The following is a 19,338-nucleotide window of genomic DNA, read 5'->3' as shown; positions in this document are numbered from 1 at the left end:
TACGGCCTTTAACTGAGATTTATTTATCTTATAATAAACCTAAAAAAATGACTGACTTTTATAAAGAATTTATGAAAAAAGTATCGTTTTTTAAGGCTTTACGCATTTGTTTTGACTAAATTTGACTAGTAAAATGGTCTGAAACACAATAAAATCAGATTGTAAATATCTAAAAAGGTGGAAAGAGAAATAATTAAAACGCTAGATGGTTCAACAACAATTCATTTGAAAGAATGGAATGAGTGTTATCATTCCAAGCACGGTGCCATTCAGGAAGCTAAACATGTATTTATAAAAAACGGACTTTCATTATTCGAAAAAGGTCCGGTTAGTATTCTTGAAATTGGTTTTGGAACTGGGTTGAATGCTTTTATTACTTTTTTAGAATCAGTTAAAAAAAATCAGAAGATTGATTATGTTGGGGTAGAGGCCTATCCTGTAAATGCCGGGGAAGTTTTAGCGATGAATTATGTGGAAGAGCTGGAGGCATTGGAATTTCATAACATTTTTGAAAAAATGCATAAATGTGAATGGGATAATAAAGTGGAAATTTGCGATCAGTTCTCGTTAACCAAAAGGAAACAATTTTTTGATGAAATCGACGATTTTGAAACTTTTGATTTGATTTACTTTGATGCCTTCGGATATCGTGTACAACCTGAGTTGTGGAGCACCGAAATTTTTCAAAAAATGTACAATAGTTTAAAATCAAACGGCGTTTTAGTAACATATGCCGCCCGTGGAGTTGTTAAAAGAAGTATGATTGAAGTAGGTTTTACTGTCGAAAAATTAGCTGGTCCTCCAGGTAAACGTGAAATGTTTCGGGCCTTTAAAAAGGTTTAAATTAGTTATTTATAATGGTTCTATATTGATTTATCTGTACTAAGAAAACGGTTTCGTTGCTAAAGTTTTTAAAAAAAAATAGTTAAAATGAAGCTTTGTATGTGTTATTTGTTTAAATTTGGTGCGAGTTTAGAAATATAGATAACCCCCAAAAATCTTATTTTATTATGTCAAAAATGATGTTTGATTACACGAAATCAATACTTGAGAGAGTTAGTTTCGATCCGATACTTTTCTGCAAAGAGCTGGAAAAAGCTATCAAAACACTGTTACCGTATGAGATGGAACAATTGCAAGAATGGTTATTGAATTTTATTATTGAAAAACCAGAATTAAAACAAAGTCTACTACTAATTAAAGTATAAAGAAAAAGGAGCCAAATTGGCTCCTTTTTTATTTTTATTTCTTTTGTAGCGGACTAATGATTTGAACATTCTGAAAAACTATTGCTCCTTTTACAACTCCGGCAATGGTTGATCGAAGCGCGTCAATGATTTGCATTTTTAATTCGCTCTTCGGGTAAATTAAACTTACCTCACGAGCAGGCTTTGGTTCCTTAAAATTACGTAGTTTCAGTTTATCGGAATCCTTTAAATCCATGGTGTGCAAGTACGGTAGTAACGTTGTGCCCAAGCCTTCGTCGGCCAATTTTATCAGCGTTTCAAAACTTCCGCTTTGAATCTGAAAATTGTTTTGTTCGACATCGGTTCCGTTTTTGCATAAATTCAAAATACCATCTCTAAAGCAATGCCCGTCCTGCAAAAGTAAAATTTCATTAATATTTAAATCAGAAACCTCAATTTCTTCTTTCTGGAAATTAGCGTGATGTTCTGGTATATAAGCGACAAACGGCTCAAAGTACAACACAATCTCTTTTATCTTTTCATCTTCAAGTGGAGTAGCGGCAATTGCAGCATCCAAATGACCATTTTTTAATTTTACAATAATCTCATCAGTATTAAGCTCTTCGATTAAGAGTTTTACTTTTGGATATTTTTTAATAAAATTGTTAAGGAACATTGGTAAAAGCGTCGGCATAATCGTCGGAATAATTCCCAAACGAAATTCTCCCCCAATAAAACCTTTTTGCTGTTCTACAATATCTTTGATTCTATCTGCCTCGTTTACAATGTTTTTAGCCTGATTAACAATTTTCTGGCCAATGTCTGTAAGTTGAATTGGTTTTTTACTTCTGTCGAAAATTAAAATATTAAGTTCTTCTTCAATCTTCTGAATCTGCATGCTTAAAGTGGGCTGAGTCACAAAACATTTTTCCGCAGCAAGAGTAAAGTTTTTGTGTTCGGCAACTGCTAACACATATTGTAATTGAGTTATCGTCATTTTGATAGTATTTTGTGATGCAAAAATAAGAAAATATAATTTTTTTTTATAACTTTTTTTAAGATGTTCCCTTAAATTTGTAGTAACTTACTGTAAAATAATAAAAACATGAAAACGAATATTTTAGGATTGCCTGTAAAAGAGTCAGAATTATTAGTGAAAGAATTGAATGTCTTGTTGTCTAATTTTCAGGTTTACTACCAAAACTTAAGAGGAATACATTGGAATATTAGAGGAAAACGTTTCTTTGATTTACATGTAAAATTTGAAGAGTTATATACTGATTCTCAATTGAAAATTGATATGATAGCGGAAAGAGTTTTGACAATTGGTGGAACTCCTTTTCATACTTTTGAAGACTACATAAAAAACAACAAATTGACGGTTGGAAAAAATATTTCAAACGATGAAAAAGCAGTTCACCTGATCGTACATTCTTTATCAGATCTGCTAAAAATTGAAAGAGAAATCTTAAATCAATCCGCTGAAATCAATGATGAAGGAACAAATTCTATGATGAGTGACTTCATTGCGGAGCAGGAAAAAACGATTTGGATGATGAATGCATGGCTTGAAGAAGAGTTGTAATTCGTTGTTTATAAATAAATTAAAAAGCAGTATTGTCTCTATAGATGATGCTGCTTTTTTTATGAATGTTAAATTTCTATAAAAATTTTTGCTTCAAGCTTTGATTTTATTTGTTTAACACTATTTTTGCGACAATGAAATTACTCGCTCGCATATTATTATTCATATTTATTGCTTTCCTGGCAACGCCTACTGTTGTGACGTTGATGAAGAAAAGTAATGATACGTCTATATTCTTCAGTTTTTCTGAAGAGGAGCACTCACACAAAGAACTTAAGGCTGCGGTTTATCCGGCAATACTTCACCACGAAGTTGTAATGCCTGCTTATATTGAAAAAAAGACCATCGTGTCTGAAAATATTGTAAAATTAGACAATATTTCGCCGAGCATATTTGCTCCACCACCCAATTTAGTATAATACTTCCGATTATTTTAAACTAACTGTATTTATAGTAAACGCAGTAGATCTTTAATGTATCAATTTTTAGTATTGTATTATGTCAAAAAAAATTAATCTTTTTGCCAACCTTAAATCTGATTTTGCTTCAGGTTTGGTGGTTTTCTTGGTGGCTCTTCCATTGTGTTTAGGTATTGCAATGGCTTCTGGAGCGCCGTTATTTTCTGGAATTATCGCAGGTGTTGTTGGTGGTATTGTGGTAGGCTTTTTAAGCCAGTCACATATCAGTGTATCTGGTCCGGCAGCTGGTCTAACAGCTATTATTCTTACCGCTATCACTGATTTGGGTGCCTTCGACGTTTTTTTAATGTCTGTTTTTATTGCTGGATTAATTCAATTAGCATTAGGATTTTTAAAAGCCGGAAGTATTTCAAATTATTTTCCAACCAATGTAATCGAGGGAATGCTTGCGGGTATCGGGATTATTATTATTCTGAAACAATTGCCGCACGCTTTTGGTTATGATGCTGACTTTGAAGGTGATCAGGCTTTTATTCAGAATGATGGTAGCAATTCATTCTCCTTTTTATTCGATGTAATTAATCACATTCAATTAGGAGCTGTAGTTATTTCGCTAGTTTCATTTGTAATATTAATTGCCTGGGAAAAAGTTCCTTTTTTGAAGAAACTAAAACTAGTTCCGGGAGCACTTATCGCGGTTATTGCAGGCGTAGTCTTAAATGAAGTTTTTACTTCTACAGGAAGCTCATTGGCAATTGCAAAAGAACATTTGGTTTCTTTGCCAGTTCCAAAATCTTTTGACGAATTTAAATCAATTCTTATTACACCAAATTTTGCTGCCGTAACAAATCCGCAGGTTTGGGTAGTAGCTGTTACAATTGCCATTGTAGCTTCTATTGAAACTTTATTATGTATTGAAGCTGCTGACAGAATGGACGTTCAAAAACGTTATACCAATACAAACGTTGAGTTAAGAGCTCAGGGAATTGGTAACATTGTGAGTTCACTTTTAGGAGGTTTACCAATGACATCAGTTGTAGTTAGATCATCTGCAAATAATAATGCAGGTGCAAAATCTAAGATGTCTGCCATTATTCACGGTGTACTTTTATTAGTAAGTGTTTTGAGTATTCCGGCAATATTAAATAAAATACCGTTAGCTACTTTAGCTACCGTTTTAATACTAGTTGGTTACAAACTAGCTAAGCCGGCAACTTTCTTCCATTTCTGGGAAAAAGGAAAATACCAATTCGTACCTTTTATCGCAACTTTAGTATTTGTTGTAGCAACAGATTTATTGAAAGGTGTTGCATTAGGAATTATCATCAGTATTATTTTTGTATTGAGAGGAAACCTCAAAAGAGCATACAGCTTTAAAAAGGAACAATACGAGGATGGTGATGTTATTCATATCGACTTAGCTCAGGAAGTTTCTTTCTTAAACAAAGCGGCTATCAAGTTAACATTGAATGAAATTCCTGAAAATTCGAAAGTGATCATCAACGCGCATGATACGGAATATATCGCACACGATGTTTTAGATTTAATTCGTGAGTTTAAAGAAACGCGTGCTATTGATGAAAATATCAAAGTAAAACTGAGAGGCTTTAAGAAAGCTTACGAGTTAGAAAACACACCTGACAAAGATAATCACGTTACAATTGAACATTATTATGATGTTGCGAAGAGAGCATTGGTTAAAAAAGAAACAGTAAAAAAATAAATTAAGGTATTTCTGCAGTGGTAGAACCATCAAAATTTAGGTAACTTTACATAAGTTCTTTTGGTACGTTTAATCACATGGAAATGCCATTCAAAAATTAAAAAACAATGAAAGAGTTTTATAAGCAATTAATAGAAAACAACAAGCAGTGGGTTGAAAAATCATTAGAATTGGATCCAAATTATTTCGCAGATTTAGCAAAAGGACAAACACCGCCATTGTTATGGATTGGATGTTCTGATAGCCGTGTTCCTGCAAACGAAATTATTGGAGCTAAGCCAGGTGAGGTTTTTGTACACCGTAATATTGCTAATATGGTAGTGCACTCAGACATGAACATGTTAAGTGTATTAGATTATGCAGTAAATGTTTTAAAAGTAAAACACGTTATTGTTTGCGGGCATTACGGTTGTGGTGGTGTAAAAGCTGCTATGGGAAATATGTCTGTTGGAATTATCGACAACTGGATTCGTCACATTAAAGATGAATACCGTTTGCATGACAAATACTTAAACTCAATCGAAGATGAAACAGAGCGTTTTAATGCTTTTGTAGAAATCAATGCTAAAGAACAAGTTTATAACTTAGCAAAAACTTCAATTGTACAAGGAGCATGGAAAAATGGTCAGGAATTGATGCTTCACGGCTGGGTTTACGGTTTGAATTCTGGTTTTGTAACTGATTTAAATGTGAACATTGCTTCGAATGCTGAATTAGATGATGTATATCAATTGAGTAATCTGTAAGAAGATAAATTATAAGAATAAAAAATCGCCTCAAAAGGGCGATTTTTTTTATTCGTTTTCATCCAGGTTTTCGTTGAAAGCAGATGGTAACATGGTTGGAATAAACTTTATTAAGATCGGCAATAACAAACTTCCTCCGGGAAGTAAAAAGATGGTAAGCGACGGAATTGTTTTACAGATATCCAAAAGCTGTTTTTTTACTTTTTTCTTTTCCTTGGCATCCAGATCTCTGGTTGTAGAATAGGCCAGTAATACCATTAATTCTTTACTCTGAACAATTTCCTTAACCAGTCTGTTTTTGTTTCTAATAATCAATTTTACGACTGTGTGTGTCATCTGATCGTAAAAATGTTTCACCGGATTTGAATAATTGAAATACGGAATCTTCTTTTTATGTGTTGTGATGAACGAATTGGTAGTATCGATACTATGTGTTACAAAATCGTCTGAAACACGCATCATTGATCCTAAGGAATACAAGAAGTAAGCTTCTTCATTCTCAACCACGCCATCACTCCATAAAGCCATTCCGGCCATATCTATAAGGTAATAATGCTCTAGTTTATTGGTAAAATAATCAAGTTGTAAAGTTTCTAAAGTGTCAACCGTAACTTTTGAAAATTTTGAATAGCGTATTGACGCTTCAAAAAGCTTAATCAGTAAATCATCATGCTGCGATTTAACTGTTTTGGTCTTTAAGGCCAAGCCAACAATACCCAAAACGGTTTCTTCAATTCGTTTTAAATATTTCTCCGGAATTGCACCGTGTTCTAAATATTGTCTAAAAGCTAATACATCAATAAACAACAAAGCATTGGTTACCAGATGCGAAAAGTTTTTACTGATAATACTGTCATTCGTCTGTACTCGCTGATCGATTATACTTTCTAATGAAAGGGAAGGAGTATCTTTTGGAAGTAAAATTTTAAACAGATTAAACCCTTCAGGATTCATTTCTTTATAAAATTTTAAAACTTCGGCAGTGAAATTGTTGGGTTCAGAATTTCTTTTTTCCAGACAAAAAACGCCATATAAAGTATTTAGTAAAGCAATTTTAGAAATCTCGGTTTTAAACCAGCCTTTTATCGGAATAGGAATTTGAGAATCAATCGAAATGATATGGCCATAAATAAATCCCGTTGCTCTGACTTTATCGTAAAACGATTCATTAGTTTCAAAAGGAATTGCTTCTGAAAACTTTTGTTCGCTAAAAAACTTATCTATCCAACCTGGTGCTGATGGGTTAATCATTAACTTTTGTTTGAGGCTACAAAGCTATATCTTTTTCTTGTTTTAGAATTACTTTAAAATGAAATAACCACTAGATTTTGTGAAAAAATAGTGGTTATTGAATTTTTATTTGATGATACCTGCACAGGCAACCCTACCGCCGGCATTTCCGGTAGGCTGAGTAGTAAAATCATCTGTTCCCTGATGTACGATCAAACCTTTGCCTAAAACATCTTTGGATGCATCACCACAGCCAACACACCATTCGTCTGTAGTTAAAGTGATCGTTCCGTTACCTTTTGCATCAGCAGTGAAGTTTCCGATATCACCTTTGTGATATTCATCAACTCCCCATTTTCCGTGTTTTTTAAAGGTTGGATTCCAGTGTCCGCCAGCTGAACTTCCATCGGCTGCAGTACAATCTGATTTTTCGTGAATGTGGATTGCGTGTACTCCGGGTTGTAGTCCGGCTACTTTTGCAACAAAAGTTACTTTTCCGTTTTTCTCTGTGAAAGTTGCTGTTCCGCTTACGGTACTATTGCTTTTTGGCTCTAAATTTACAGTTAAAGTTTTGGCATCATTCGATTTTGTATTTGTCTTACAGCCAATAATTAGGGCAGTAATTATAGCGAAAGAAACAATTATTTTTTTCATACGTGAGGCTTTTAAATTAAAGATTAAGTAAATTTAACATAAAAATTACGATATAACTTAACATCTTAAGTTAAAAAAATCTAAAACTATTCGTTGTATTTTACTAATAGTTTGAGGCTGAAGACAAAAATATTGTTTAAATTCGTAAAGGTTTTTAACGAAAATTTTCCCAGATTCTATTTTCTAATTCATTAATATTTAATCTTTAACGTTATGATGAAGAATGTTTTTATCCTGTTTTTTTTAAGCACTATACTAATTTCGTGTAAATGCAAAAAAGTAGATTCCGTTTCTAAACTAGAAGGAAATTGGGAACTAAATTATATTTCGGGTCCAAGAATTGCTTTTGATGGATTATATCCGACTAAAAAACCAACAATAAATTTTGACCTGAAAGAAAATCATATTTCCGGAAACAGCAGCTGTAATTCATTTAACGGAAAACTGGTTCTCGACGGTAATAAAATTGATTTCACTCAACCTATGGCAATGACCAAAATGATGTGTCAGGACGGACAGGGAGAACAGGTATTTATGAGCACTTTGCAAAAAATAACTTCTTATGACGTGACAGATGATGGTAGGACGCTCAATCTTATTTCTGGTGATATTGCTATGATGCGGTTCACCAAAAAGTAAAACTTTCATTTATTAACTCTATTAAAAATTTATTTATGAAACGTAAATTATCCATTTTATTAGTGTTATTGTGCTTTATAAGCTTTCCGGTTTTGGCCCAGGAAAAAACAAAGAAAGAATTAAAAGCAGAGCGTGAATTACAGAAACAAAAAGAAATCGAAGCACTTATCGATTCTAAAAATTTTGTTTTTGAAGGACAAAAAGCAACTCCACAAGGGGGTAGGATGTTGAATTTAGATTACAATACCTATTTTCTGAAATTTAATACAGAGAAAACAACTTGTGATTTACCTTTCTTTGGACGCGCTTTTAGTGTGCCATATGGCGGAGATGGCGGTATAAAGTTTGAAGGCGTTCCTGAAGATATTAAGATTGAGAAAAAGAAAAAATCGTATACTGTTAAAGCAACTGTAAAAGGTAAAGATGATGTTTATACGCTTTATTTTAATATTTTTTTTAATGGAGGGGCCTCGCTTTCTATCAGCAGTAATAACAGAGCCTCGATTTCCTATGATGGAGAAATTGAAGCTCCAAAAACGGATGAAATTAAGAAATAAGAATAGTAAGAGCGTTTTTAGTTTTAATAATAATATCCCCGAATTCTTTACTTTATGCCAAAAAATACTTTTTATGTTTTGATTGGAAAACATCATTTTCTGATTTTGTTTCTACTAGGAATGTTTTCAGGTTTTAGCCAGGATTTAGAACCTCGGGTATATGCTAATGTTCCTAAAAAATTAAATGTAGCAGCCATCGGATATGCTTTTATGGATGGAAATGTACTAACAGAACCATCATTGCCAGTTTCTGATTTCGTTATTCAAAGTCATAATCTGGCTGCAACCTATGTGAGAACATTTGGTTTGGCAGATAAATTGGCTCGTGTGCAAGTTGCATTACCTTTTACTTTTATGGATGGATCAGCGAATGTAAGTGGTCAGAATATAACAGGTTCAAGAACGGGGTTTGGTGATATGAAAGTGCGATTTGGAATTAATTTATTAGGTTCCCCGGCTCTTGATAAATCAGAATTTAGAAAATTCGAGCAAAAGACCATTTTAGGGGTGAGTTTAGTGACATCAATTCCAACAGGAAAATATTATGATGATAAGCGCGTGAATATTGGTACAAATCGTTGGGGATTTAAACCCGAAATTGGTATCTCGCAGCGGTTCTCTCATTTTTATGCTGAAGTTTATGGAGGCGTCTGGTTTTATACCGATAACAATGATTTTTTAGGAAAAAAAATGGAACAGAAACCTACAGGAAGTTTACAGGCGCATGCTAGTTATTATTTTAAAAATGGTATGTGGCTTGGGTTTAATACAACTTGGTTTTTTGGTGGGCAAACCATAATTGATGGAGTAGGAGAAGCCAGTGAAGTGGATAATTGGAGAGTTGGAGGAACATTCTCAACACCGATTGCAAAAGGCCAGTCTCTTAGGTTTCAATACCACGTCGGGGCTTATACAAATAATGGCTTAAATTATTACGCTTTAACGGCAGCGTATCAATATTCTTTCTTTTAAAGATTGAAATAGTGTAATGTGTTTAAAATCAGTATATTTGATAATGAATAAATGTTTGAAATTAATCTAAAACCAAAAAACTATGAAAAAATTAAGTCTTATTCTTGTTATGGCAATCGCCTCGTTTTCATCGTATGCGCAATCTTCCTATAAAGAAGATGTAGAATTAGTGCAGAGTATTTATGGAAAATCTAAAAGTGACCTTGTAAAACAATATATGAATTTGTCTGATACTCAGAATGCTGCTTTTACAAAAGTATATGACAAATACGAAACCGAACGTAAAGCGCTTGGTCAAACAAAGTTGCAGCTAATTAATTATTATGCAGAGAATTATGCAACTCTTACAGAAGAAAAAGCAGACGAATTAGCTAAAGGAACTTTAAAAAATAATCAGGATTACGAAAAGTTATATTCAAAAACGTATGGTCAGGCCAAAAAGGCAATTGGAGCCATTAATGCAGCAAAATTTATTCAATTAGAGGTTTATTTGCAAACTGTTATTCGTAACGAAATTCAGGATACAATTCCTTTTATTGGAGAATTGGATAAAACGAAGGTTCAGATGTAACAACTTTTACCTTTACTAAAAAAAAGCGACAGTTATAGATTTCTACAACTGTCGCTTTTTTTATTTTTAAACTCTTTATTTAGCTACTTTAACTTCATAAATAGCATTAACCATTCCATTTTTCGGACTATCGAGAGTAAGTTCCCAAAACATGATGCCACCTAATTTTTTTGCTTTGGCATATTCTGTTTTTGCTTTCACAGATCTAATATCATCAGATGTTGCAAATGTTTTTGTTCCTGCGTTGTACCAATAAGGCGCTTGCGCTTTTTCATCATAAAAATATTTCCACCCATTTGCTTCTGTATAAGTTGTAGCAAAGTTTTTGAAATCGGCGCCCGGAATGTGCTCACCAGCCTGATATAAACCATTGTTGATGTTTTCAACATTCTTCCATGTTCTGGTATAAAAAGCAGCACCAATAACTAACTTTTCAGCAGGAACGCCTTGTTTTAATAGATAAGTAACTGCTCTGTCAGTAGATTCTTCTTTCGGATTTGTACTGTATAATGGCGTATGATGTCCAGTGACCTTAGAATACCCGTTTACTAAATCGTAACTCATAATATTAATACGATTTACATATGGTGCAACGCCTTTCCAGTCTATAGATTCATCCAAACATTTTTGAAAACCTCCCGCAGCAAAACTTAGTTCGTACTTTTTACCTAGAGTTGAACGCAATTTTTTTAACAAATCAGTAAAATTAGGTTTATCCGCGACTTGGTATAAATGTCCTGGAAGGCCTTCAATTGATGGGTATTCCCAGTCTAAATCTAAACCATCTACTTTAAAATAATCACTAACTTCTTTCACGGATTTTGCAAAAGCAAGTCTGCCTTCATCTGTCGAAAATGCCGCAGAGCAAGGTTCGCAGCCTCCCCAGCCACCAAGAGATAAAACAATTTTAAGTTGCGGATTCTTAGCTTTCAAAGAAACCAGATGTTTAATTGTTATAGAATCTTTAGGCGAATCAACACTTAGCTTTCCATTTTTTAAATGACAAAAACTAAAAATAATTTGATCCAGTTTGTTGATTTCGTATTCGTTAATCAATTTGTCATCGCCGGTGTAGTAAGCAATGATGTCCATTTTTTTGTTTTTTTGTGCAAAGCTATTTGTAGTAAATAGGCACAATAAAAACAAAGCTATCAGGTTAATTTGTTTCATTTTAAAGTTTTTTGTTTTTTGAATGCTAAATATAAGGCAATACATTTAATATTTAACTATGTTATTTGTATCGTAAAGCTAATTTTAACGAAAATTTGCAAATTTTTGCAAAAATATTGCGCCTCATAAATTGGATTTTCAAAGATTATTTTAATGCTTCAATCTGTCACAAAAACTATTTTATATGCGCTATGGTCTAGATACACTGCTGTGAGTCTCTACTTTTAAATGAACTTATATGACTTATATGGTTGAAAAAAAAGAAAAAAATAAACCCGCACAGTTTCGGACTTGTGCGGGTTTAAACAAATTAAAAGCTAAAAACTATTTTTGTATTAGAAGCAGTATTCGTTTTCTGCAACTAACTTAGAAGTAATCGTTTCTCTTAATGCTACAACATTTGGATTGTTTGTATATTTTGTGAAACGTTTTAATCCCATTAACATCATACGTTGTTCGTCACCTTCAGCAAAAGAAATAATTCCTTCTTTTCCTCTAGAGTTAACGATGTCTACCGCTTTGTATAAGTATAATTTTGCCATAGCAATTTGCTCTTGTACTTTAGCTTCACCTTGATTTTTGGCTAATTTTTCAGTTCTCAAAATAGTACTTTCAGCCATGTAAACCTCGATTAAGATATCAGAAGCAGCCATTAATAACTGTTGGTGAGAATCTAAATCCGGTCCGTATTTTTGAACAGCGCTACCAGCAACCATCAAGAATACTTTTTTCAGATTAGCGATAATTCCTTTTTCTTCAGCAAATAATTCAGAGAAATCAGGAGTATCAAAAGATGGAATTCCCATTAATTCTTCCTGAACTTTCATTGCAGGTCCTAATAAATCAACGTGTCCTTTCATTGCTTTTTTGATCAACATGCCTACAGAAAGCATTCTGTTGATTTCATTTGTTCCTTCGTAGATTCTTGCGATACGAGCATCTCTCCAGGCACTTTCCATTGGAGTGTCTTCAGAGAATCCCATTCCACCAAAAATCTGAATTCCTTCGTCAGCACAAGATTGTACGTCTTCAGAAACAGCAACTTTCAGGATAGAACATTCGATAGCATATTCTTCAACACCTTTCAATTCCGCTTCCTGGTGAGAAGTTCCTTCTGCCTCACGAGCAGCAATTCTGTCTTCGATATCTTTTGCAGCTCTGTAAGAAGCACTTTCTCCAGCGTATGCATTAGTTGCCATTTCAGCTAATTTTGAACGGATAGCTCCAAAAGATGAAATTGCAGTGTTGAACTGTATTCTTTCGTTAGCATATTTTACTGCATTTGAAGTAACTCTACGTTGTGCATCTAAACAAGCTGCTGCCAATTTAATACGTCCAACGTTCAAAGCATTCATTGCAATTTTGAAACCGTTTCCTCTTTCAGATAACATGTTTTCAACAGGAACTTTAGTATCGTTAAAGAAAACCTGACGAGTAGAAGAAGCACGGATTCCTAATTTATGCTCTTCTTCATTCATAGAAATTCCGTTTGAAGGATCGTTTTCTACGATGAAACCTGTAATATTTTTATCATCTCCAATACGGGCAAAAACGATGAATACGCTACAGAAACCTGCATTCGAAATCCACATTTTTTGTCCAGTGATTGAGTAGTATTTTCCATCTTCAGATAAAACAGCTTTTGTTTTTCCTGAGTTTGCATCAGATCCTGCACCAGGTTCTGTTAAACAATAAGCTCCAAACCATTCTCCAGAAGCCAATTTCGGAACGTATTTTTTCTTTTGTTCTTCTGATCCATAAAGTGTAATTGGCATAGTTCCAATTCCTGTATGCGCACCAAAAGCAGTTGAGAAAGATCCTGTAGCACCAGAAATGTAATCGCAAACTAACATTGTAGAAACGAATCCCATTCCTAATCCACCGTATTCTTCAGGAACTGCAACTCCAAGAAGTCCAAGTTCACCCGCTTTACGCATAGATGCTTCTGTATAAGCGTAATCTTTTTTCTCAAAACGATCTTTATGCGCCCATAATTCTTTGTCAACGAACTCTTTTACAGAGTCACGCATCATTAACTGCTCTTCTGAGAAATCTTCTGGTGTAAAGACATCTTCGCACTTTGTTTCTTTAACTAAAAACTGACCACCACGGGTTACGTTTTTTTCGATTGTATCTGCCATTGCTTTTTGTTTTTTGTATATTTTTTTATTTTATAACCTTGTATAATTTAGTATTTCCAGCTTTTTTGTCATTCCGACGGAGGAGGAATCCCCGCAAGTAGCTCCACAACGATTGACAAACTATGCGGATAATTGTCGCGGAGATTCCTCGTTCCTCGGAATGACAAACTAAACGTTTACTTTGTCGAATCACTAGTGTGATTTCTCCTTCGTCGAAATGACAAAGAAGACGTTTTACAATACCTCGTAAATCCCAGCACTTCCTTGTCCAGTTCCCACACACATAGAAACAATTCCGTATTTACTACCTCTACGTTTCATTTCGTCGAATAACTGAACAGAAAGTTTAGCACCAGTACATCCCAGAGGGTGACCTAAAGCGATAGCTCCACCGTTTACGTTTACGATATCAGGATTTAAACCTAACTCACGAATTACAGCCAAAGACTGAGAAGCAAAAGCCTCGTTTAATTCAACCAAGTCAATGTCTTTTAATTCTAAACCAGCTTGTTTCAATGCTTTCGGAATAGCTTTTACAGGTCCGATACCCATAATTCTTGGCTCAACGCCAGATGAAGCAAAATTTACTAATCTGGCAATTGGCTCAAGGTTTAATTCTTTAACCATGTCCTCACTCATGATTAAAACAAAAGCAGCACCATCACTCATTTGTGATGAGTTACCTGCTGTAACGCTACCATCCGCAGCAAAAACAGGTCTCAATCCAGCCAAAGCAGCAACTGATGTTCCGGCTCTTGGACCTTCGTCTTGTTTTACAACGTATGATTTAGTTTCTTTTTTTCCATTTTCATTGATGAAAGTTTGGTCAACAGTAATCGGAACGATTTGTTTGTCGAATTTCCCTTCAGCCTGCGCCTTTAACGCTTTCATATGAGAGTTGTAAGCAAACTCATCCTGATCTTCTCTTGAGATTTTGTATTGGTTTGCGACCGCTTCAGCAGTTAAACCCATTCCCCAGTAGTAATCTTCGTGACCTGCAGCAGCAACTTTATAATCCGGAGTTGGTTTGTAACCTCCCATCGGAATAAAACTCATGCTTTCAGCTCCACCGGCGATAATACAATCTGCCATTCCTGATTGGATTTTAGCAGTTGCCATTCCGATAGTTTCTAATCCAGAAGCGCAATAACGGTTAACTGTTACACCAGGAACATCTTCAACTTTTAATCCCATTAAAGAGATCAAACGTCCAACGTTAAGTCCTTGTTCTGCTTCCGGCATGGCATTTCCTACCATAACGTCATCAATACGTTTTTTGTCGAAATCAGGCAGTTCATCCATCATAAACTGAATAGTTTCTGCTGCTAATTCGTCAGGTCTTTTAAATCTAAAAACCCCTTTTGGTGCTTTTCCAACTGCGGTTCTATATGCTTTAACTATATATGCTGTTTTCATGTTTTTTTCTTGTTTAGATGAAAGAAGAAAGAGTCAAGAGAAAAGACTTTATCTTGCTTCTTGTTTCTTGTCTCTAGTTTCTTAATGGTTTACCTTTTGTTAGCATGTATTGAATACGTTCAAGAGTCTTTCTTTCTGTACAAAGCGATAAAAACGCCTCTCTTTCGATATCTAATAAATATTGTTCAGATACTAAAGTCGCTTCAGATAAATCACCACCAGCCATTACGTAAGCCAGTTTGTTAGCGATTTTTTTATCGTGCTCAGAAATGTATTTTCCAGCTTCCATTTGGTCAGTTCCAACTAAGAACATTCCAAGAGCTTGTTTACCTAAAACCTTAACATCAGTTCTTCTGATAGGCTGCGTATAACCTGCTTCAGCCATTAACAAAGCATGTTTCTTAGCTTCAGCGATCTGACGATCTTTGTTTACTACGATAATATCTTTACCATGTTGAAGAAGTCCGGTATCAAAAGCTTCGTAACCTGAAGTCGATACTTTTGCCATAGCGATAGTTAAGAAATACTCCTGAAGAACATTCAATTCCACATCGTTTTTGCGGAATAAATCTGAAGCTCTCAAAGCCATTTCTTTAGATCCGCCACCACCAGGAAGTACACCAACACCAAATTCAACTAATCCCATGTACGTTTCTGCAGCAGCTACTACTTTATCAGCATGTAAGCTCATTTCGCATCCACCACCAAAAGTCATTCCGTGAGGCGCAACCACAACTGGAATAGAAGAATAACGAACGCGCATCATCGTGTCCTGGAACAATTTGATCGCCATGTTCAATTCGTCATATTCCTGCTCAACTGCCATCATGAAAATCATTCCGATATTAGCTCCAACAGAGAAATTCGCTGCCTGGTTACCAATAACCAAACCTTGATATTCTTTTTCAGATAAGTCAATTGCTTTATTGATAGCCTGAAGTACATCGCCACCAATTGTATTCATTTTAGATTGGAATTCTAAGTTCAAAATTCCGTCTCCTAAATCCTGAATGATTGCGCCACTATTGCTCCAAACTTTTTTGCTTTCGCGAATGTTGTTTAGGATAATGAATGAATCTTGTCCAGGAACTTTTACTTGTGATTTTGTTGGAATATTATAGAAATAAGAAGCACCTTCTTTTACAGTATAAAAACTGTCACTTCCGGAAGCTAACATTTCAGTAACCCAAGCAGCAGGTTCCAGACCTTCTGCTTTCATGATTTCGATTCCGTTGGCAACACCAATCGCATCCCAAATTTCGAATGGACCATTTTCCCATCCAAAACCGGCTTTCATCGCATCATCAATTTTGTATAATTCGTCAGATATTTCAGGAATTCTGTTTGAAACATAAGCAAACATTCCTGAGAAACTCTTACGGTAGAATTCTCCCGCTTTGTCTTTTCCTTTTACCAAAACTTTAAAACGATTGATTGGTTTATCAATAGTTTTTGTCAGTTCAAGCGTAGCAAAATTTGCTTTTTTAGCAGCGCGGTATTCTAATGTATCTAAGTCTAAAGAAAGAATATCTTTATCTACTTTTTTATAAAATCCCTGACCAGTTTTGCTTCCCAACCATTTATTTTCCATCATTTTGTTGACGAAATCAGGAAGTTTAAACAATTCGTGTTGCTCATCGTTAGGGCAGTTTTCATAAATACCGTTGGCAACGTGTACCAAAGTATCCAAACCAACAACGTCAACTGTACGGAAAGTAGCCGATTTTGGACGACCAATTACCGGACCAGTCAATTTATCCACTTCTTCAATTGTTAATCCCATTTCTTTAACCAAGTGGAACAAACTCTGAATTCCGTAAATACCAATTCTGTTTCCAATAAACGCCGGAGTATCTTTAGCAACAACCGAAGTTTTTCCTAAGAATTTAGAACCGTATTCGTTTAAGAAATCCAATACTTCAGTTGAAGTTTTTGGACCAGGAATAATTTCAAATAATTTTAAGTAACGCGCAGGGTTAAAAAAGTGAGTTCCGCAGAAGTGTTTTTGAAAATCTTCGCTTCTTCCTTCGCTCATAAAATGAATCGGAATACCAGAAGTGTTTGATGTAACCAAAGTTCCCGGAGTACGGAATTTCTCGATTTGTTCAAAAACCAGTTTTTTGATATCCAAACGCTCTACAACAACTTCAATAATCCAGTCAACATTGGCAATTTTTGCCATATCATCAGTCGTATTTCCAGTTGTGATTCGGCTAGCAAATTTTTGACTGTAAATAGGAGACGGTTTCGATTTTAATGAATTCGCCAAGTGCTCGTTTACTACACGGTTGCGAACTGCTTTACTTTCAAGTGTTAATCCTTTTTTAGCTTCAGCTTCTGTCAACTCGCGTGGTACGATGTCAAGCAGTAAAACTTCAACACCAATGTTGGCAAAATGACAAGCTATTCCTGAACCCATAATTCCGGATCCAATTACAGCAACTTTTTTAATTGTGCGTTTCATAATTTGTTACTATTTGTTTTTTGTATTTTAAATCGAAATAAGCCGTCTCCATTTACGAATACTGCTTATTCCTTTTCTTTGTTTTCTGTTTGGGTAAATATGTTTTTGTCCTGAATCAACTCGTTGATAATTTCAGAAACTTCAATAAAATGTTTCAGCTTTTCGTCTGATACATGTTTTCTAACCGTTTCATTAAATTTCAGAACGGTATTCTTAGATAAATCTCTTTTTTCTTTTCCAAATTCGGTCAGGTAAATCAAAACACCGCGTCCGTCAGATGGATTTTTTTTGCGAACAATCAAACCTTTGTCTTCCATTGATTTTAATGTTCTGGTCAGGCTCGTGGCTTCCATTCCCATTCTTGGCCCCAACGCTGTCGAAGGTGTTCCTTCTTCCTTGTCGATACTCAAAAGAGCAAACCCGGTGGCCATAGTGGCATCGTACTTTGCAGCTTCTTCATTATACATTCTTGAAACAGCCTGCCATGTCGCTCTCAAAATATAATCTATTGTTTTGTCTTTCATAGGTAACTATATCGATTTCAAATATAATCAAAAAATACTATGCATGCATATTATTTTAAGATAAATTTTTGGTTAATAAATTTTTTGTTCTGGTTTTCAGTGTTTTATGGTTATTTTTAATTTGAAATATACTATTCTTTTTTTAGATTTTAACAAATTTATTGCGGTAAAAATTGTTTTATGACTTTAAAACGAGGTTAAATTCCGTATAATGTAAAAATTGATGTTTATAATGCAGAATTATTATCCAATTCGTATCTGGAAAGTGCCTTTTGCAGTATTTTTTGCATTCGCTTTCGTAAGTTTTCTGGACGAAGAATTTCGATTCCGTCGCCAAAACCCAATAAGATGCGTTCCATTTCATAATTGGGTAAAATAAACAAGTGCACAATGATACTTCCGTCTTCATTTTCTTTAATCAATCGTTGTGACGAATGCAGTGGTTTTGTCAAAACATAAGGCGCATTTACTGCATCAATCCAAAGCTCGATTCTTCGTGGCTGTAAACCCTGATTAACCGTAACGCCAATTACATTTTTATAAAACAAATCGGCATCAAAATCTTCTTCTATATAAGGAAGGTTAAAATCGTAGTCGATGGCGATAATTCGGTCCAAAGCCAAATTGGTAATCGGTTGTGAACTTTTTGTCTTTCCAACCAAAAACCAGCGGTTATTAAATTCCTTCAATATAAAAGGATGGAAATGGAATTTGGTTTCTTCTCTCGATTTAAAAGATTTATACGTAATCACAATAGCGACCTTTTTGATAATCGCCTGATAGATCTCGTCTAAAAAATGAAGCCCTTTCAAATTCTCATTTTTGTCCAGATAAATAACCGGTTTCGTATGCGATTTCTCCGCATAGATTTTATCCTCCAAACGCTGTAAAATATCCGATACATCGCTAAACAAAGAGAAATCCTTAAACTGTTTCAGCATCGAAACCGTTTCGGTCAAAACATTCATATCCGTTTCCGTCAGCGGAATATCCGTTATCGAAAATTCGTCGTCCTCATATTTATAATACTTTTTATCATAAACGACAATCGGTGCATTATAACCCAGTTTTTCACTGCGCATCAACTGAATATCCATCTGAATCGTTCGTTTACTGATCGGGTTTTCCCGACCTTCATATTCAAACAAAGCTTCAGAACAGCATTCGATCAAGTCTTCCAAAGTCCATTGCCGGTATTTATTCTGCAGACATTTATCAATCGTTTTGTAGCGTATTAAGGCATTTTTGTTTTGTGACATAGTTTTATGTTTTGCCGCGAAGGCGCTAAGGCTCAAAGTTTTGTTTCACGCAGATTTTGCAGATTTAAGCAGATTTTGCAG

Annotated in this window: 19 protein-coding genes; 10 read left to right on the top strand and 9 right to left on the bottom strand. The window is 34.7% G+C overall.

The genetic code is table 11. The features are described 5' to 3' along the window. The first annotated feature begins 177 nt into the window (after positions 1–177). Both mnmD and BUA98_RS22525 read left to right on the top strand, forming a co-directional pair. Complete coding sequence (gene mnmD, locus BUA98_RS11705) at positions 178–843, top strand: tRNA (5-methylaminomethyl-2-thiouridine)(34)-methyltransferase MnmC2 (RefSeq protein WP_072972694.1); 666 nt, start codon at positions 178–180, stop codon at positions 841–843. A gap of 167 nt (positions 844–1,010) precedes the next feature. Further along, positions 1,011–1,208 (top strand): hypothetical protein, encoded by a 198-nt coding sequence (locus BUA98_RS22525; RefSeq protein WP_017496117.1) that lies wholly within the window; start codon positions 1,011–1,013, stop codon positions 1,206–1,208. A gap of 34 nt (positions 1,209–1,242) precedes the next feature. On the opposite strand, the gene BUA98_RS11695 is transcribed toward BUA98_RS22525, so the two are convergent. Continuing rightward, the gene (locus BUA98_RS11695) at positions 1,243–2,184 is read right to left on the bottom strand and encodes a LysR substrate-binding domain-containing protein (protein ID WP_072972692.1); all 942 of its coding nucleotides are present in this window, start codon (positions 2,182–2,184) and stop codon (positions 1,243–1,245) included. A 108-nt stretch (positions 2,185–2,292) separates the two neighbouring features. Between BUA98_RS11695 and BUA98_RS11690 the strand changes: the two genes are divergently transcribed. From BUA98_RS11690 to can, 4 genes are all read left to right on the top strand, one after another. Continuing rightward, positions 2,293–2,772 (top strand): Dps family protein, encoded by a 480-nt coding sequence (locus BUA98_RS11690; protein ID WP_072972691.1) that lies wholly within the window; start codon positions 2,293–2,295, stop codon positions 2,770–2,772. Positions 2,773–2,906: 134 nt separating this feature from the next. Beyond that, a complete protein-coding gene (locus BUA98_RS11685) occupies positions 2,907–3,191 on the top strand; it encodes a hypothetical protein (protein ID WP_072972689.1) in 285 nt (94 codons plus the stop codon). A 79-nt stretch (positions 3,192–3,270) separates the two neighbouring features. Then, entirely contained in the window at positions 3,271–4,914 is a 1,644-nt protein-coding gene (locus tag BUA98_RS11680) for a SulP family inorganic anion transporter (RefSeq protein ID WP_072972688.1), read from the top strand. A 107-nt stretch (positions 4,915–5,021) separates the two neighbouring features. Then, positions 5,022–5,660, top strand: a complete 639-nt coding sequence (can, locus tag BUA98_RS11675) for a carbonate dehydratase (protein WP_072972686.1) — start codon at positions 5,022–5,024, stop codon at positions 5,658–5,660. A 48-nt stretch (positions 5,661–5,708) separates the two neighbouring features. On the opposite strand, the gene BUA98_RS11670 is transcribed toward can, so the two are convergent. Next, positions 5,709–6,911 carry an LETM1-related biofilm-associated protein gene (locus BUA98_RS11670; RefSeq protein WP_072972685.1) on the bottom strand — a complete coding sequence of 401 codons (1,203 nt, stop codon included), beginning with the start codon at positions 6,909–6,911 and terminating at the stop codon, positions 5,709–5,711. A gap of 105 nt (positions 6,912–7,016) precedes the next feature. Further along, positions 7,017–7,544: a superoxide dismutase family protein gene (locus BUA98_RS11665; protein WP_072972683.1), complete on the bottom strand. Its 528-nt coding sequence runs from the start codon at positions 7,542–7,544 to the stop codon at positions 7,017–7,019. A gap of 213 nt (positions 7,545–7,757) precedes the next feature. Between BUA98_RS11665 and BUA98_RS11660 the strand changes: the two genes are divergently transcribed. The 4 genes from BUA98_RS11660 to BUA98_RS11645 all read left to right on the top strand — a co-directional run bounded on the left by BUA98_RS11660 (position 7,758) and on the right by BUA98_RS11645 (position 10,283). Beyond that, entirely contained in the window at positions 7,758–8,183 is a 426-nt protein-coding gene (locus BUA98_RS11660) for an META domain-containing protein (protein ID WP_072972682.1), read from the top strand. Between the two features lie 35 nt (positions 8,184–8,218). Then, positions 8,219–8,740, top strand: a complete 522-nt coding sequence (locus tag BUA98_RS11655) for a DUF4251 domain-containing protein (protein ID WP_072972680.1) — start codon at positions 8,219–8,221, stop codon at positions 8,738–8,740. 54 nt (positions 8,741–8,794) lie between these two features. Continuing rightward, positions 8,795–9,712: a transporter gene (locus BUA98_RS11650; RefSeq protein ID WP_072972679.1), complete on the top strand. Its 918-nt coding sequence runs from the start codon at positions 8,795–8,797 to the stop codon at positions 9,710–9,712. Between the two features lie 82 nt (positions 9,713–9,794). Next, entirely contained in the window at positions 9,795–10,283 is a 489-nt protein-coding gene (locus tag BUA98_RS11645) for a hypothetical protein (protein WP_072972677.1), read from the top strand. Between the two features lie 75 nt (positions 10,284–10,358). Here BUA98_RS11645 and BUA98_RS11640 read toward each other — a convergent pair whose 3' ends face one another. The 6 genes from BUA98_RS11640 to BUA98_RS11615 form a co-directional block, all read right to left on the bottom strand. Further along, entirely contained in the window at positions 10,359–11,453 is a 1,095-nt protein-coding gene (locus BUA98_RS11640; protein ID WP_072972675.1) for a glycoside hydrolase family 18 protein, read from the bottom strand. 335 nt (positions 11,454–11,788) lie between these two features. Continuing rightward, on the bottom strand, positions 11,789–13,594 hold the full coding sequence (locus BUA98_RS11635) for an acyl-CoA dehydrogenase family protein (RefSeq protein ID WP_072972674.1): 1,806 nt from the start codon (positions 13,592–13,594) through the stop codon (positions 11,789–11,791). A gap of 234 nt (positions 13,595–13,828) precedes the next feature. Further along, complete coding sequence (locus tag BUA98_RS11630; protein WP_042563104.1) at positions 13,829–15,010, bottom strand: thiolase family protein; 1,182 nt, start codon at positions 15,008–15,010, stop codon at positions 13,829–13,831. Positions 15,011–15,083: 73 nt separating this feature from the next. Then, the gene (locus BUA98_RS11625) at positions 15,084–17,474 is read right to left on the bottom strand and encodes a 3-hydroxyacyl-CoA dehydrogenase/enoyl-CoA hydratase family protein (protein ID WP_072972673.1); all 2,391 of its coding nucleotides are present in this window, start codon (positions 17,472–17,474) and stop codon (positions 15,084–15,086) included. A gap of 65 nt (positions 17,475–17,539) precedes the next feature. After that, positions 17,540–17,998 carry a MarR family winged helix-turn-helix transcriptional regulator gene (locus tag BUA98_RS11620; RefSeq protein WP_056193743.1) on the bottom strand — a complete coding sequence of 153 codons (459 nt, stop codon included), beginning with the start codon at positions 17,996–17,998 and terminating at the stop codon, positions 17,540–17,542. 227 nt (positions 17,999–18,225) lie between these two features. Continuing rightward, a complete protein-coding gene (locus BUA98_RS11615) occupies positions 18,226–19,257 on the bottom strand; it encodes a helix-turn-helix transcriptional regulator (RefSeq protein ID WP_072972672.1) in 1,032 nt (343 codons plus the stop codon). Positions 19,258–19,338: the final 81 nt, after the last annotated feature.

The organism is Flavobacterium saccharophilum (assembly GCF_900142735.1).
GTDB classification, from domain to species: Bacteria; Bacteroidota; Bacteroidia; order Flavobacteriales; family Flavobacteriaceae; genus Flavobacterium; species Flavobacterium saccharophilum.
Note: the sequence above shows the minus strand (reverse complement) of the source record. Positions and strands in the feature narration are given on the sequence as shown.